General features: G+C 42.9%; 7 protein-coding genes and 1 pseudogene. 3 read left to right on the top strand and 5 right to left on the bottom strand.

Going from position 1 to position 16764, the window contains the following annotated elements:
* Positions 1–49 precede the first annotated feature (49 nt).
* The 5 genes and pseudogenes from AB5443_RS16145 to AB5443_RS16125 all read right to left on the bottom strand — a co-directional run bounded on the left by AB5443_RS16145 (position 50) and on the right by AB5443_RS16125 (position 7511).
* A pseudogene (locus AB5443_RS16145) lies at positions 50–555 on the bottom strand (DNA methyltransferase).
* Positions 548–1366, bottom strand: coding sequence for a DpnII family type II restriction endonuclease (locus AB5443_RS16140; protein WP_277130039.1), 819 nt, complete (start codon positions 1364–1366; stop codon positions 548–550). The pseudogene AB5443_RS16145 and the gene AB5443_RS16140 overlap by 8 nt, the downstream one beginning before the upstream one ends.
* A 159-nt stretch (positions 1367–1525) precedes the next feature.
* Positions 1526–2452: a DNA adenine methylase gene (locus AB5443_RS16135; protein ID WP_277130041.1), complete on the bottom strand. Its 927-nt coding sequence runs from the start codon at positions 2450–2452 to the stop codon at positions 1526–1528.
* Positions 2453–2801: 349 nt separating this feature from the next.
* Positions 2802–3308 carry a GNAT family N-acetyltransferase gene (locus AB5443_RS16130; protein ID WP_301885802.1) on the bottom strand — a complete coding sequence of 169 codons (507 nt, stop codon included), beginning with the start codon at positions 3306–3308 and terminating at the stop codon, positions 2802–2804.
* Positions 3309–3668: 360 nt separating this feature from the next.
* Complete coding sequence (locus AB5443_RS16125) at positions 3669–7511, bottom strand: TIM-barrel domain-containing protein (protein WP_277130045.1); 3843 nt, start codon at positions 7509–7511, stop codon at positions 3669–3671.
* A gap of 936 nt (positions 7512–8447) precedes the next feature.
* On the opposite strand from AB5443_RS16125, the gene AB5443_RS16120 reads away from it, so the two are divergent.
* The 3 genes from AB5443_RS16120 to AB5443_RS16110 all read left to right on the top strand — a co-directional run bounded on the left by AB5443_RS16120 (position 8448) and on the right by AB5443_RS16110 (position 16717).
* Positions 8448–11531 carry a chondroitinase family polysaccharide lyase gene (locus tag AB5443_RS16120; protein ID WP_277130047.1) on the top strand — a complete coding sequence of 1028 codons (3084 nt, stop codon included), beginning with the start codon at positions 8448–8450 and terminating at the stop codon, positions 11529–11531.
* 354 nt (positions 11532–11885) lie between these two features.
* On the top strand, positions 11886–15071 hold the full coding sequence (locus AB5443_RS16115; RefSeq protein WP_022137334.1) for a TonB-dependent receptor: 3186 nt from the start codon (positions 11886–11888) through the stop codon (positions 15069–15071).
* Positions 15072–15100: 29 nt separating this feature from the next.
* Positions 15101–16717 carry a RagB/SusD family nutrient uptake outer membrane protein gene (locus tag AB5443_RS16110; RefSeq protein WP_277130528.1) on the top strand — a complete coding sequence of 539 codons (1617 nt, stop codon included), beginning with the start codon at positions 15101–15103 and terminating at the stop codon, positions 16715–16717.
* Positions 16718–16764 lie beyond the last annotated feature (47 nt).

Here is a 16764-nt window from a genome sequence, read left to right as displayed (position 1 = left end):
TTGCCGAAAGATTATGTGAAAAAAGGAGGATAAGAGTAAATTTCAATACCTAAAACGGTAAATCACAATATTGGCAATCTGTTTCCTCATTCGCAATGTGTGAACATTGCAAATCAACATAACTAATATCTTTTATTTTAGAACGATACTTATGAAAAGTTTGGATATCATCCAATTCTTCACGGCGACATTCACTGATCTTCAGAAACTCTTCTTCTTGGTCAATGCCCAAAAAGCGTCGTCCCAATAGATTTGCAGCAATACCCGTTGTAGAACTGCCACATAATGGGTCAAGTACCCATTCTCCCGGCAAAGTCCGATCCATTCCATATTAAACTCCATCACTTTCTGTGGAGTCATACCCTTGTCCCATTCGCCTTTATCTACGCAGACAATCTGACCGTTTTGCACACTGATACCGCCATTGGAAAGGAAATATGGCGGATCGGCAAATATACAATTAAACTTGAAATCAAATTCGCGGAGCAACTTGCAACTATCACCGTGAAGAAGGGTAAAGTCACGGTTGGGAGATTTAAAATAAGATTCAATCATTATCTTCACCAAACACGTTGTCTAATATTTCCTCCAACATACCGTGTTTGAGCATATAGAAGTTGAGAAGATAGTCTAAATGCCTGAATCCCTTCAATAGCTGATTAGAAGCTGTCGACCAGCATTTACCGTCAGTCACAAGGGCAAAACCTATCCCTGAGGATTTTAAATTACCTTGGCGAGTAATATATGAATCAATAATTTCTTCAGGTTTAGAGCCTGACCCATTGTAGAAATTAACTTCAAAATTAATGGCTTTTTTCTTCTCAACATCCACCACTATAAAGTCGGCTTTCCGGTTAGCAATATCCTTAGAAATATCAAATCCGTATTTGCTTAATCCTTTAAATTGCTTTTGTACCAAAAGTTTCAATGGGTATTTGCAGTTGCAGCAGATATTCTCAAATAATGGTTGGCAAGCCAGTTCAAATGCTTCTCCACCCCTGTTCTTGCGACCATTAGAATCCATCCCAACAAAAACTCCTGCAATATAGTCCAACGTGCTTTTTTCTATTATATTTTGATAGAGGTTTTTCAATCCCATTTTAACAAAAAAATCATAGTACATCTCGATACTGTTTTCATCAAACAGATCGATTGTTTTAGAGAAACTATAAACCAGATAATCTGGGCTGTCCAATTCATGTTGAATGATTTTCAGCTTGTTTTTACCTCTATAGAGCTGTTCCCTTTCACTTTTAGCCAATCCAAATAAAAACGGAAATAGCAATCTTACGTTGGGAAGTTTAGAAATAAGGGTGAAAAATTGGGATTTGAAACTTTCATCCTTACATCCTATCAAGACATCCATAGCATGGACTCAACCAAAAATCCTTTATAACCATCTACATTAGCCCAGTTAACATAATAATTGAAGCTTCTATTAGTCGACAACAGATTGGTGGTGAAAACATTCACTAAGTCTTTAGATTTTTGATTTAAAAATTCCATAGCATAAGATATTAATTGTTTAAATAGCAAACTGAAATTCATCCTCAGGCTGTATTCCAGCAGATTCATAATTTCTGACTAAAATTTCTGTCAACTTACCTCTCTTTGATGCATTTGCATTAACGCTACGAGAAGCATAAACCCTTTCAATTATATAATTGCCATACAATTCTTCAAAGAATGTGTCACTTGGATTATGTGAACTACAATCAGAATTGCTAAGCATCATCCTACAACCTAACCTTGTTAATCGAGCAAAGAATTGAGCCAGGCGTATTTGTTCGGCATCATTAAAACTCTCTTTTGAATAAGATGTGAAACTTGAAGTCACACTAAGTGGACGATAAGGCGGATCGAAATAAACAAAAGTATTGTCATCGGCAAATCGTTCTATTTGAGAGTAGTCACCACAGAGAATTTCAACATTCTGCAACACAGAACTATCTTCCATAATTAAAGCTTCATCACAAATGGTTGGTTTAGTATACTTCCCAAAAGGTACATTGAAATGCCCTTTAGAATTTAAACGATGCAAACCATTGAAACAAGTACGGTTTAAGAAAATAAATAGGGCTGTTTTTATAACATCATCATGTTGTTCCACATTATAGGAATTTCTGATATTTAGAAAATAATCCTTTTTTGCTTCTTCACTATTGAGTTGATGAAACTCTAATTGAAGCCTTTTCAATTCTGCAATAAGAAGCTCAGGCATATCCCTTACCACTCGATAGGCAGTGGTAAGATTAGGATTCACATCATTGATAATTGCACGACCTATATTGGGGAATTTTTGTAACATATAAAACAATAGCGCTCCCCCACCCACAAAAGGCTCTATATATGTAAAAGGGTTTGCTTCGTAAAGGTCGTTAGGGAGGATGCGTTCAAATTGCGTTAGCAATTGTGTTTTACCACCAGCCCATTTTATAAAAGGTTTAGCCATAATAATTTCTATACTCTATTTTGAGTTACGAAAAACAGATTGATTGGTTATGCAAAAAAGATGCATTTTAATATCTATCTATATATCGTACTATTACAACTACAAAAGTAAGCAAAAAAAATGAAAGTCATTCAGAATTGTATAGGTAAATAGTTGAGATAGATAGGCGATAACAGACTAATCTTTACAATATCATGCTTCATTCCAATTTGCACCTTTATATTCAGTCTAATCCAATCACTGCATCACAAAGGATGCAAAGCCCTGATACACTCAATTGGGTATTAGCATATAACCGGGCTAGCCCATAAGAGTCCGACATATATCTTTTACATGATGAATCCGGGATTCATTCTTTCAGAATTGAGTATATCTTCATATCCACCACAACACCATTTTTTACCGCATTCTTCCTCAATGTCCCCTCTAACTCAAACCCGCATTTCTCAAGGATGCGGCAAGAAGAGGCATTATGTGCAAAAGGTTCGGCAAACAGTCGGATTATATCCGTATTTTGAAAGACATATTCGCATATTTGTTTCACAGCACTTGTACCGATACCTTGCCCCCAATAAGGCTCTGCAATGTAATATCCCACTTCGGCAGTTCTCGAATGTATGTTGCTTTGGCGGAAGGCACCTATGCTACCTATTGCCTTATCATCGACAGTTATTGCAAATGAGAACGTACTTTCCGAATCGGCAGCATTCATTGCCTGTATAAACTCCCTTGCATCATGCACTGTATATGGAAAGGGGATGCCATCCCGCAGGTTATCCAGTATATTCTTATTATTCAGTGTCTCTGCAATATCTTCTGCATCCTCTATCCGCCAACAACGTATTTTACATTCCATATTATGATTACATTTTACGATTATACCCTCTTTTTCCTGATACGTCCGTAAAACTACAAAATTAATCCAAAACCGGAAATAGACTTGATTTTATTTTTCCAAAAGAAGAAGAACGGACTGCTCAAATATAACAACAACTGGGCAGTTCTCAAACCGGGAGAACGAAGTACCGTACGAACATTCTGACTTCTTACATACTGAGTATCTGAATCAAATAGGAATATCTGAAAACAATAAATAACAAAAACAAAGCAAATAGTAGAATACGGAGATTGTACTCCGAATCTACTATTTGCTTCCCTAACCATTTTACAAGAAAAATAAAATGAATTATTCAGGAATGGTATGATGCATCAATCATTAGAACTGATGCATCCTCAATTCCTTATCAACCAATATTCCGTCTTTTAAAGTCAATTCAAACTTCACTTTACGTTTCGCTTTCAATTTCAGGATAAACAGGTCTTCCGAACCATTCAATGATTCCTGTTTTCCCAAGTTGACAAACGTAGGATAGAGGGATTTCACGCCGTTGGTATGCAAGCGGTCGTAAGTCAGGTTTTCCATTGCTTTCATATTCAATGACTCTACACCTACGAACTCATAGTCATTCTGGTCGTAAGGCAAGGCAAAGCTAAGTGCGTTCACTGCTTTCAGGTCATTGCCTTTGACACGAATTTCAACGATTTCATCCTTCTGATACAGCCGTTTCGGGGTGCTGATTGACAAAGAACCCGATACTTTGAGCGTATCCTTTCTGCCGACACCGCCTTCAAGCTGGGTGGCTACTACGGATATGTCATAAGCGTCTATCAGGTCGTTCATATTTATATCACCTTTGCTGATATAACCTTCATAATCCGAATCACCACGGCGCAAACCTGTGTAGTTCATATAAGAAGTCAGGTCGTTGCGGTCAATCTTGCCATCATTGTTGATATCTCCCTGCAGGTAGCTGGCTGTTCCGGGCACTTTGAATACGTAGAGTTCACGACCGGAAGCGTAGTTGCCCACACCTGCCGTTATATTGAGCTTGATATAACGTGCGGTAGGATGGTTGGCAAATTCAAAGACTTTCACTTCACCATCACGTTTCCAGTCGAATGCTCCGGCTTCCGTCCAGTGCTCCTTGTCCATGCTGTAAGACACGGAACCTTTCAGTATCGTACCGTTTCCGGCATCGGTGCGTGGCAGGTAGTGGAATTTATCCAGTTGGTTAACAGTCTTGAGGTCGATAACCAAATCCAGAGGAATGGCGTTGGCACGGTATTTCGTATGCCAGTTGTCACCTGATTCGGCAAAGTCGAACAAGCGGTTGACACCGAATCCTCCCTGTGAAGGAGCGGTAGATTCGCCTTCAATGCCTTGGATGGCAAATTCCAATGGGTTTGCTTTCGTTGTAACCTGAATTTCAGCCCAGTCGGAAACGCCGTCCTTGTTGACTGCACGTACTTTGAAAGAATAAGGCGTCTCAGCTTCCAGACCATCAAACAGCAGGTAAGTGTTACGGATGGTTGTGTAGAGCATTCCGCCAAACTCGATTTCATAGAAGTCGGCATTGGTCACCTTGTCCCAAGTTGGTTTCAGGGTATATGCTTCCCGGTTTTCTTCCGTTACCTGTGCGTTCTGCGGAGCTGTCAGAGCACCGGTGCTTACACGATAACGGTCGGCAGGTTCAAAGCGGAAGCCTTCCACGTTTACTGTGGTCTGATGGGCGGTAATATCGGTAGCGGCCAGTTTTACACGCACCTGCGGATTCTTCGTGATGGTTACTTTCTCGAATTCACTACCCTTTGTGGCAAACTTGTTCAGATTCGGTGCTTCTTCATACCAGAAGACATTTTCACCTTTCAGGAAGTCGCCGGCTGTGTTCACTTCTGTCAGTTTCACTGTCTTGCCGTTTATCTTAGCTGACAGTTTCTTCGGCTTTTCGGTGACATTGATACGCAGTTCCGTCTTTTTATCTTTCACAAAGCCGTCGAAGTTGCCGGCTGCCGGATGAATGGTAATCGTCAGGTTATTCTTTTTGGCATTCACGTCGGATTCAATCAAGGTAGATACGGATTTCTCCTGGCGGTAAGCTTCCGTCACGCCGTCATCGTCATACTCAACGGTGGCGGTATGGCGGTTCGGATAAAGCTCATAGATGCGCAGGGACGGGTCTATCTCGCTGACATTGTTGTGGGGGTGGGTCATCGGGATAATAGAGCCGTTCTTCACGAATACGGGCAATTTCCAAATCGGGGTATCGAAGTTGTTGAGGATACGGTTGCCCTCGTACTTCTCACCGGTAAAGTAATCAATCCAGGTTCCCTCGGGCAGGTAGATACCGTCACGGATATCATTGCCTTTCTCGTCGGCTTTGGTGTTCTGATAGACGGGAGCTACGAGGAAGTCCGTGCCGTACATGAACTGGTACTGCGTAGCAGGCCCGTAGGTGTACGTATTCGGGTAATCCAGGAACATGGCACGGATCAGCGGCATTCCGTCCACCGCTTCCTTGGCAAAACTATATGTGTAGGGGATTAATTCGGATTTCAGCTTCAGGTACATCCGGTTGATGGATGTAGCCGGTTCGCCTAAAGCATGGGGGTACTTCTCATTGGCGCCCCAGCCATCCATATTCAACTGCATGGGGGTAAATGTCTTCCATTGGAAATCACGAATATTGACTGTTTCATTCTTGCCACCGAAGATGCCGTCCATATCCGAACAGATATTGGGCTGTCCGGAAAGGCCGGAACCGATATAAGTCGGTATGTGGAAACGGATATATTCCCATACCCCGCCTGTCTGGTCTCCCGACCAGATGCCTGCGTAACGCTGCGTGCCTGCCCAACCGTCAAGGGAGATGATAAAGGGACGGGCGTCATTGCCATAATAAGGCATAATATGTCCTACATCGGCTACACCGTTCAGCCCGAAGGAGTATCCGGCTCCCACCCAAGCTACATCGGTTTTAAGTACACGTACACCTGCGTCGCGTACTTCCTTCACGATGTCACGTTGCAGCAGGGCGCTTACGCCTTCCTTCGGATGCAGGTCGGACTGTGTCCAAAGTCCGATTTCCACTCCGTTCTTACGGGCATAATCGCCCAGACTTTTCAGGTTGGCGATGTTGCCGTCCAGCGTTTCCGTCTGTCCGTAGCCGGCGCCGTAGCCGTCGTTGGGAAGCAGCCAGCCGAGGGGCATGTCATAGTTCTTGTAACGGTCGATAACGGCACGGGCGGAGAACTGGTAGTTGTTTTTTTCACCGTTCAGGGATTCTTTGATACCGCCATTGTCTTTCTGGCTTTCTTTATAACGTTTTCCGTCTTCGAAGAGGATTCCTTTTTCATCCTCTTTCCAATAGTCGCGGTTGTAGGCGTTGAGGTGCCCTTCGTAGAAACCGAATTTGGGCAGCAGGACTGGATTTCCCGTCAGTTGGTAAAAATCATTCAGCAGGGCGACGACTCCGTCGTTGACCATGTAAAATAAATCAAGGTAAGAAGAATTATGGGATAGTTTCACTACGTTTTTTTCTGTTGCTCCAAAGTCATATTGGCCTTTCTTAAAGGTGTACCACATCATTCCATAGCCTTTTGTTGACCAGTAGAAAGGGGTGGGGGAAGCGACTCCGCCATCTGTCCAGCTATTCTGGTTTTCGATGGCAATCACTTTGCCCTTGTGGGAGAAGCGCCCGTTCTGTACGCCGCCGCCATAGAAATATTCGTCCGGCTGTTCTTTCAAGGTGACGGTCACTTCTTTCGGGCTGAATGCCACCGGGGCAGTTTGTTCGATGACACATACGTTTGTTTCAAGGTTAAAGACTTTCATCAGGGATGTTTGTTTGTCGAACTCAATCCGTACCTTTCCGGTAGTCAGGATGATACGGCCGTCCCTGTCATCCAGTGCAAGGCCGGATACCTTGCGGCGGGGCTGGTCGACAAGTATTCGCGCTTCAGGTTTCGCTTCGGGATCACGAATGATGCCTCCGGAGTTATCCTGAAAAATACGGAAGATGTTCTCTCCGTAGAAGTCGATAGTCATTCGCTGGTTGTTTGTAAACAGCACATCGACTGTGGTCGGATTTACCTTTTCCGCCCGAAGGATACCTGAAGTTTCGGATGCTTGTATGGAAAGAAACGAAATGGGATGTAATAACAATACTAGTAATGCGATAAACTTGAGATACTGCGAAGAAAGAGAATGATTGTTTTTCATGCTTTATTTATTTAGAATTAGACATAAGATGCTTGTCGTAATACAATGATAAATACACGTAAGTCTCTTGCTACCCTAATTTTATAGCCATTTTTTTAAATATTCTTTGTTCTTATTACTTTTTTTCACTATTCAAAGGTAATAATGAGGGAAACGACTGAAATCTTCTACATCATTTCATCAAGTGTAGTACTTGTTCCAAGCCATTCTTCTACTCGTTACAAACAAATCTCCTACTAACTATCAAAATAGAAAAAACGCTTTCAGCCTTCAGTTCTTCAAAAAAGCCCCTTTTCATCGGCATTTTTTCCTGAAGACACCCCTGAAAGCAAAAATGTACAACGCTGACTCCTTCTAACAGAGGCTCCGTTATAACAAAACGAAGACTGCATTTCATTGTAACAGAGGCTCTGTTTTATCTAAATACAGGCTCTGTTTTATTCAGCCCACATGTTGGTGTGTTCCAGCCCACGAGCAAGCAGGCATAAGCCCACATTTCACCTTACTTTTACCCACGTGGTGAATCTATATATCCAGCGTGGTGGACATATAGTTCCAGCATGGTGTGTATATATACCCACCACGCTGAATATATAGTTTTACCGGCAAGCCTGAAAAAAGCTGAAAGTGCTGAAAGCACTCACCCTTGCCTACAGCATCTTCCTGCAAGGGTCAATATTTTCCGGTTTCAGCCGCTATCTCCGGCCAGCAAAGCGTTTGCGGATAAAACCGGAACGGCTGAAAGCGGATTATAGCATGAAAATTCAAATAATTACAATTTTATACTTCTTCTGAACGATTTGTATCTCTCTTATTCCCAAAAGAGGGTTTTCTTTGTATAGTGCAAAATTAGTAGATATTACTAATACCTTGAAATATGCGACTACAATCTTTATTTCAGAGTATATTAGGATAGACAACCTTAAATAAACTAACATGATACAATTTAATAAGTGGACAATAGGAGCAAGTATGCTCCTTACTATGTGGATGCCGATGAAAGGCGGAGCCCAAGTAATGAAAAACGAACGTTTGCTTTCTTTTGAAGAGGTAAAAGTACCGGCTTTCATTACAGAAACAAATTCCAAGTTGAGCATTAGTAATGAACATTATAAAGACGGGCACCAGAGTCTGAGTTGGCAATTCCGGCCCGGAGCAGTCCTTACGATTAAGAAAGATCTAAAGTTTGAGAAGAAAGATCCCACAGGAAAAGATACTTATCTTTCCGCTTTTATCGTGTGGGTATACAACGAGCAGGCACAAGACAAGAAAATAGAATTCGAATTCTTGAAAGACGGCAAGAAATGTACCTCTTTTCCTTTTGGAATTAATTTCACCGGATGGCGTGCCGCATGGGTATGTTATGAACGTGACATGGATGGCGTGCCTGAAGAAGGGATGAATGAAATACGTATCATCGCGCCGGATGTGGAAGGAAAACTGTTCCTGGATCATATCATCACCGCCAGCAAGGTGGATGCCCGTCAGCAATCAGCCGACGTACAGGTCCCGTTTGTGAACAAAGGAACGACTAATCATTGGTTGGTTATCTATGAACATTCTCTTTGGAAACCGGAGATCGCTCTTGCGCCTATCAGCGAAAAGCAAAAGCAGGATATACGGATAATGGAAGACCGTTTTCGTAATATGCTCTATACGCCTTCCAAATTTACGGAAAAAGAAATGGAGTCCATCCGTAAGAAATATGACCATTATCGGATTATCTACAGAGATGGCAAAGTCAGTGGATTACCCATTTTTATGGTGCGGCAGGCCGAGGCATACGAGCGTATGTCTTCTGACTGGGATAAGAATATGTTTACCCAATTGGGTATGGAGATGAAAGAATACTTCGACCTGATGAAACGTATTGCTGTTGCTTATAATAACGCTACGCAGCCCGCGTTTAAGGAAGAATTACAGCAGAAGTTTCTTGCTATGTACGATCATATTACCGATCAAGGGGTGGCATACGGCAGTTGCTGGGGCAATATCCATCATTATGGATACAGCATGCGCGGACTTTTTGTTTCTTATTTCCTGATGAAGGATGTATTGCGCGAAGCGGGTAAACTGGATGAGGCGGAACGAACATTGAACTGGTATGCCATTACGAACGAGGTATATCCTAAACCGATAGTCAACGGCATTGATATAGATACTTTTAATACGAAGTTACAAGGTCGTGTTGCCAGTATTCTGATTATGGAAGATACACCGGAGAAATTGCAATATTTGCGTTCTTTATCCCGCTGGCTAGACTACGGATGTCGTCCGGCATTAGGATTGGAAGGTTCTTTTAAGAAAGACGGAGCATGTTTTCATCACCGCAATAACTATCCTGCATATGCGGTAGGCGGGCTGGACGGTGCTACGAGTATGATTTATCTGCTGAGCGGTACAGAATTCAAACTTTCCGAATTAGCGCACGAAACAGTGAAGAACGTACTCCTCACGATGCGTTTCTATTGTAATCTGAAGCAATGGCCACTTTCCATGTCCGGCCGTCATCCTAATGGGAAAGGCCAGTTGGTGCCCATTCAGTATGCTACTATGGCGATTGCCGGTACACCGGATGGTAAACAAAAATATGATCCTGAAATGGCCGCAGCTTACCTGCGCCTGGTCTCTTATACAGAAACACCGGATAAGAATATTCCCGATTATCTACCAAAGTCTTCTACCAGACAGGAACTGGAAATGAAAAAACTGCTGGAAAAGCAAGGTTTTCGTCCCGAACCTGATCCACAAGGTAATCTTGCGCTTGGTTATGGTTGTGTATCCGTTCAACGTCGAGATAATTGGGCAGCAGTGGTACGTGGACATTCCCGTTATCTTTGGGCTGCCGAACACTACCTTCCCGCTAATTTCTACGGCCGTTATCTGGCACATGGCAGTATGCAAATCTTAACTGGGAAACCCGGTGATATGGTCACTTTCGGTACTAGCGGTTGGCAAGAAAACGGTTTCGACTGGAATCGTATTCCGGGAGTAACCAGTATCCATCTGCCTTTCGACCAATTAAGAGCTAAAGTGTTGAATGTAGACACTTTTTCAGGAATGGAAGAAATGCTTTATTCTGATGAGGCTTTTGCCGGTGGGTTGTCTCAAGCACGTATCAATGGTAATTTCGGAATGAAGCTGCACGAACATGACAAGTACAACGGTTCGCATCGTGCGCGCAAATCCTTTCACTTCTTTGATGGTACCATTGTATGTCTCGGAACTGATATAGAAAATACAAATACTGAATATCCTACGGAAACCACTGTTTTCCAACTGGCTGCCACCACTCCCGAAACAAATCGTTATTGGAAGAATTATCAGAGTGACGGACGTACTTATATAGATCCGAATGGAGTAGGATATTACCTTTCCGAAGCATCCGTCGTAAATGCCCGGTATGAAAAGAACTTTCCGCAAGTGACGGTAGGCGAACGTAGTACCCAATCTACTTCCGGTGATTGGGTGTCACTCGTCTTGGAACATGGCAAGGCACCTAAGGGCGCTTCGTATGAATATGCCGTGTTGCCTCATACCGATATAGCTTCTTTGCAAGCTTTCACCCAAAAACCTACTTACAAAGTTCTTCAACAAGACCGCAATGCGCATATCGTCCATTCATTGACAGACAACCTGACTTCCTACGTGTTGTTTGAGGCTCCCCGGAAACTACCTGTGGAAGGATTATTGCAGAAAGCCGATACTTCTTGTCTCGTTATGATACGCGAGAACAAAGACAAACTCATGTTAACTGTGGCCCAACCGGATCTTGCTCTATATCGCGGCCCGAGTGACGAGGCCTTTGATAAGGACGGAAAGCGCATTGAACGTAGTATCTATTCTCGTCCGTGGATAAACAATGACAGCGGCGAAATACCCGTTACCGTTACTCTGAAAGGACAGTGGCAAGTGGCTGAAACTCCTTACTGCAAACTTGTCTCTACTGATAAAAAACAGACAGTGCTACGTTTCATGTGTAGGGATGCAGCAAGCTTTGATGTGGAATTGTATAAATAACATTTCAATCTACCCCACGTAGCTCAGATACGTCCTGAAGTACACCTAATTTCGAATATGTAATAATAAAATATTTTATTAATATTTGTAAGGGGGCAAAACAACACAACTTTACGCATGATAAAGGTTGTGCCAGTGTTTTGCCCCCCTTCCTATTAAAATTAGTTCATAATATTAAGATAAAATCAGCTCACAGAGTATCTCCAGTCCATACTTCATGTACAAAATTGGATTATTTATGAACGATTACATCATACATTTTTAGTATCATCCGAATATATTTGTGCTACAATTTTGCACCGTAAGGTGAAATTTACAATCCAACAACCTTATTAATTAATAAAACTAATATGTATGAAAAAGGAACTAATCTTTTTAAGGACGTTGAGTATTATGTTACTTTGTGTCCTATTTGCAACGCAAGCTAATGCACAAGGATTGAACATTTCCGGTACTGTGAATGATGATTTCGGTCCGGTTACCGGTGCGTCAGTCCTCGTAAAGGGTACAAGCAACGGTTGTATCACTGACAGCAACGGAAACTTCACATTATCTAATGTATCTTCCAAAGGAACCTTGGTCGTTTCGTTCATTGGTTATCAAACACAAGAAGTTCCGGTAAACAATCAGCAGAAGTTTTCCATCAACTTAAAAGAGGATTCACAACAACTACAAGAAGTAGTGGTTATGGCAGTGGGTTATGGTGATGTCCGCCGCAAAGACCTGACAGGTTCTATCGCTAAAGCAGACATCAAGGAGTTGATTAAAACTCCAGTAAACAACGTTGCCGAATCTTTAGGCGGACGTATTGCCGGTGTGCAAGTTTCATCTACGGACGGTGGACTGGGCGACAACTTTAATATTGTGATCCGTGGTGCCGGTTCATTAACACAAAGTACAGCGCCTTTATATGTTATCGACGGTTTCCCCCAAGAGACCTCTAACATGGGCTCCTTAAATCCGAATGATATTGAATCCATTGACGTTTTGAAAGACGCTTCCGCCACCGCCATCTACGGTTCGCGTGGTGCCAACGGTGTGGTTATCATCACTACAAAAAAAGGTAAATCAGGGAAACCGACCATCTCCTACAACGGAAGTTTCACGGTAGGTCTGGTGAACAATACACCTGAAATGATGAATGGATATGAATTCGTGAAACTCCAACAAGAAATCATGGGTACAGATGATTTCAACAATATGTATCTGAAAGATGGCATCACACTGGAAGACTACCGCAATTTCAAATCCTACGATTGGCAGAAGGAGATTTACCGTACAGCTTTAAGCCACAATCACCATGTGCTCTTGAACGGTAATGCCGGCGACTTGAAATATTCTACTTCCGTATCTTACAACAACCAGCAAGGTGTCATCATCAATTCGGACTTAAGCAGATACCAGGGACGTGTCAACCTCAGCCAGCAATTCAACAAGAGACTGAAGGTAGATGCCAACGCAAACTTTGCCAGCACAAAACAGAACGGGCCTAATCCTTCGAACAACACCAGTTCCATGTCTACCGCATTCATGTACAGTGTGTGGGCGTATCGTCCGGTATCTCCGTCAGGCACCGACTTAATGGAAGAAATTTATGACACCGACATCGATATGGCAGAGGACTATCGCTTCAACCCTGTATTGTCGGCCAAGAATGAGTATCGCAGAAATATTACTAATACACTACAAGCCAACTTGAGCGCAGAGTATGAAATCGTCAAGAACTTGAAACTTAAAGTTGCAGCAGGTTATTCGAGCCGCGATATAAAGAAAGAAGAATTCAACGGTCCTAATACCCGTACAGGTAACTCCCATCCTTCCAACACGCAAAGTAAGGGTATCAATGCCAAATTGTACCAATATGAATTCAGAAGCTATCTGAACGAAAACACATTGACCTATCAGTTCAATAAAAAGCGTCATAGCATGAATGTACTGGCAGGTTTAAGCTTACAGAAGAACAGCGATTATGCTCATTCAGTAGCGACCGAACATATCAGTAATGAGTCTTTCGGCATGGCAGGGCTGGATAAGGGTACCAACCAAACCATAGAGAGCAATCAGGGAGAAAGTAAAATGATGTCTTACTTCGGTCGTATCAACTACAACTACGACTCCAGATACTACCTCAATGCCACTATGCGTGCCGACGGTTCTTCCAAATTCCCGAAAAACAATCGTTGGGGATACTTCCCTTCTGCGTCTGCAGCATGGGCTTTCGGCCGCGAAGCTTTTGTATCGGAAAATGCTTCCTGGCTGTCTAATGGTAAACTGCGTGTCAGCTACGGTCAAACAGGTAACAACCGTGTAGGAGACTTTGACTACATGGCCAAACTGATTACCAGCGATGACGTGTACAAATATCCTTGGAATGGAACATTTACTCCGGGTTTCCACATTGCCAACAAAGCCAATTCACAACTCAAATGGGAAACTACCGAACAAATAGACTTTGGTTTGGATTTGGGTTTCTTCGACGGACGTATCAACGTGACTGCCGATTACTATATAAAAACCACTAAAGATTTGTTACTCCAGGCAGATGTTCCGGGTAGCTCAGGTTTCTCCAGCGCCACTCTCAACGTCGGTAAACTCGAGAACAAAGGTTTTGAACTTACGTTGGAAACGATTAATCTGAAGAACAAGAAATTCTCATGGACTTCCAACTTCAATATAGCTTTCAACTCTAACAAGATTACCGCATTGACGGAAGGTAAAGGTGAAATTACAAGTTATATAAGCTGGGACAACAAGTACAAAACCATGCCCGCATACGTAAGCCGCATCGGTGAATCGGCCGGTAAGATGTATGGTTTCATTTATGAAGGCACCTACAAAGAATCGGACTTTGACATTACCACTGACGGCAATGGCAAAAAAGTATATACCCTGAAAGACGGTATCGCTTCATACGTGAAAGGCTGCCAACCCGGTGACCCCAAATATAGAGATATCCCTACCATAGATACCAATGGCGACGGTATCCCTGATACAGGCGACGGCGTCATCAATGACGACGACCGCACCACCATCGGCGACGGTCTGCCCAAATGTACCGGTGGTTTCACCAACAGTTTTACCTATAAGAACTGGGATCTCAGTATTTTCTTGCAATGGAGTTTAGGAAATGATATCCTGAATGCCAACCGCATGGTCTTTGAAAATCCCGCCAAGAAGAAGAACACCAACATGTTTGCGTCCTATGCCGACCGTTGGAGTCCCGAAAATCCGAATAGCAATATGCCTCGTGCAAATGCCCTCGGTTCAAACGAATACAGTTCTCTCTATGTGGAAGACGGCTCGTTTTTGAAACTGAAAACAATCTCTTTAGGTTATAACTTTCCGGCACAGTTGTTGAGAAAAGCATTCATCAGTTCTGCCAGAATATTTGTTTCCGCTGAAAACATCGCTACGATCACAGGATATTCCGGTCCGGACCCCGAAGTATCAACTCGTAATTCCGTATTGACTCCCGGATTCGACTGGTCTGCATATCCGCGTTCTTTCAACGCATCTATCGGAGTGAACCTTACTTTCTAATAACAAATGTATAAAACCAAAAAACAATGATGGAAAAATTCTATAACATCTTCAAAAAAGCCCTTGTCCTCATAGGAGTAATTTCTATGACTTCATGCGACTACTTAGAAACCGAACCATACGATTTCGTTTCACCGACTACATTCTATAGAAACGAATCTGAATGTAACATGGCACTTGCCGCAGTATATTATCCGATGGCAACCGCCAACCTGTACGGCAATTTCTATGCAACGGAAATGACCAATATAGATGACCTGAGCTACTATACGCGCAACTCCGGCTTTTCCGGCAAGCTATGGGCAAACGACTATACCAGTACCACCCAAGAGATATGGAACATCTGGGCAGGACTATACACCGGTATTAAGAACGCCAATGGCTTGCTCGAAAACATAGACGGGGCAGATATGGATCAAACCGTTAAAGACAGAATAAAAGGTGAAGCCAAGTTTCTCCGCGCTTACTATCACTTCCTGCTTGTTCAGGCTTTCTATGAAGTACCTATCCGCAAGCAATCCTTAGATGACATCAATGCCGCCAGTATGCCCGCCACTTCCAATGCGGAAGCGTTAGACTGGATTATCAAGGAAATGGAAGACTGCATTCCTTTGGTTGACAAAAAAGATTATGACAAAAGTCCCTCTCACGTAAAAGAGACTACCGTATACGGTATCCTGGCACGCGTATGCTTATGGAGAGCAGGAAAGCCTTCCAACGGTGGAGAACCATTTTATAAAAAAGCGGCTCAATACGCCAATGAAGTCTACAAATCCAAAAAACATGACTTAAACCCTGATGTATATGCCATGTGGAAATGTATGGCAACGGATAAATATGACACTGAGTATAACGAATCTATCTGGGAAGTGGAATTTATAGGTACCCGTCTTGACAACAACTACACCGAAAGCCGTATCGGCAACACCATCGGTAACGCCCAAAGAAATGGTAATGCCACAGGCAAAGGTTATACGTACGCTTTCTATGCAGGCACACTAATCCTTTGGGATTTATTCGAAAAGAACAGTACAGATAAACGCCGCGATCTTTCCATGGCGCCTTATTACTTGAATGCGAAAGACGCGCAAGTAAAATGGAAAGACCACGAAATCACCATGCGCCGTTGTGGCAAATTCCGCCGTGAATGGGAAACAGCCGAAAACAAAAATAAGAACTGGACTCCCGAAAACTATCCGCTTTTGCGTTATGCCGACGTGTTGCTTATGCTTGCCGAAGCTGAAAATGAAGTGAACAAGCAACCTACGGACTTGGCCTATACAGCTATCAACCTTGTACGCAAACGCGCAGGTATCCCGGAGCTCGAGGATTTGTCCTACGAACAGTTCCAACAGGAGTTACGTGATGAACGCGCCCGCGAACTTTGCTTCGAGTCCATACGTAAATTCGACTTGGTACGCTGGGGTATTTACTTGGATAGAATGCAGAATGCATTGGGTGCGGCAGCAGCCGACAAACGCTGGAACTCACAGAGTGCAAGTGATACCAAAGCCGACAAAACCGGTGGCAAATATGACTTCGCCGCTACTGTAGCAGCCAAAACGGAAGAAAAACACCAGTTCTATCCCATCCCCAGTAAAGAACTGTCTGTAAATACCAAGTTAAAGCAAAACAGATGGTGGTAATAAAACCACAGGAGGAGGGTGATCGAAAGCTCATTCTCCTCTTTCCC

Source organism: Bacteroides sp. RTP21281st1_H5_RTP21281_210402 (genome assembly GCF_040918965.1).
GTDB lineage: Bacteria > Bacteroidota > Bacteroidia > Bacteroidales > Bacteroidaceae > Bacteroides > Bacteroides congonensis.
This window is presented reverse-complemented; position numbering and strand designations above follow the sequence as displayed.

Excerpts from the sequence above, each read along its gene's own strand:
- AB5443_RS16140 (WP_277130039.1), bottom strand. The coding sequence starts at position 1,366 with ATGGATGTCTTGATAGGATGTAAGGATGAAAGTTTCAAATCCCAATTT.
- AB5443_RS16135 (WP_277130041.1), bottom strand. The coding sequence starts at position 2,452 with ATGGCTAAACCTTTTATAAAATGGGCTGGTGGTAAAACACAATTGCTA.
- AB5443_RS16130 (WP_301885802.1), bottom strand. The coding sequence starts at position 3,308 with ATGGAATGTAAAATACGTTGTTGGCGGATAGAGGATGCAGAAGATATT.
- AB5443_RS16125 (WP_277130045.1), bottom strand. The coding sequence starts at position 7,511 with ATGAAAAACAATCATTCTCTTTCTTCGCAGTATCTCAAGTTTATCGCA.
- AB5443_RS16120 (WP_277130047.1), top strand. The coding sequence starts at position 8,448 with ATGATACAATTTAATAAGTGGACAATAGGAGCAAGTATGCTCCTTACT.
- AB5443_RS16115 (WP_022137334.1), top strand. The coding sequence starts at position 11,886 with ATGAAAAAGGAACTAATCTTTTTAAGGACGTTGAGTATTATGTTACTT.
- AB5443_RS16110 (WP_277130528.1), top strand. The coding sequence starts at position 15,101 with ATGGAAAAATTCTATAACATCTTCAAAAAAGCCCTTGTCCTCATAGGA.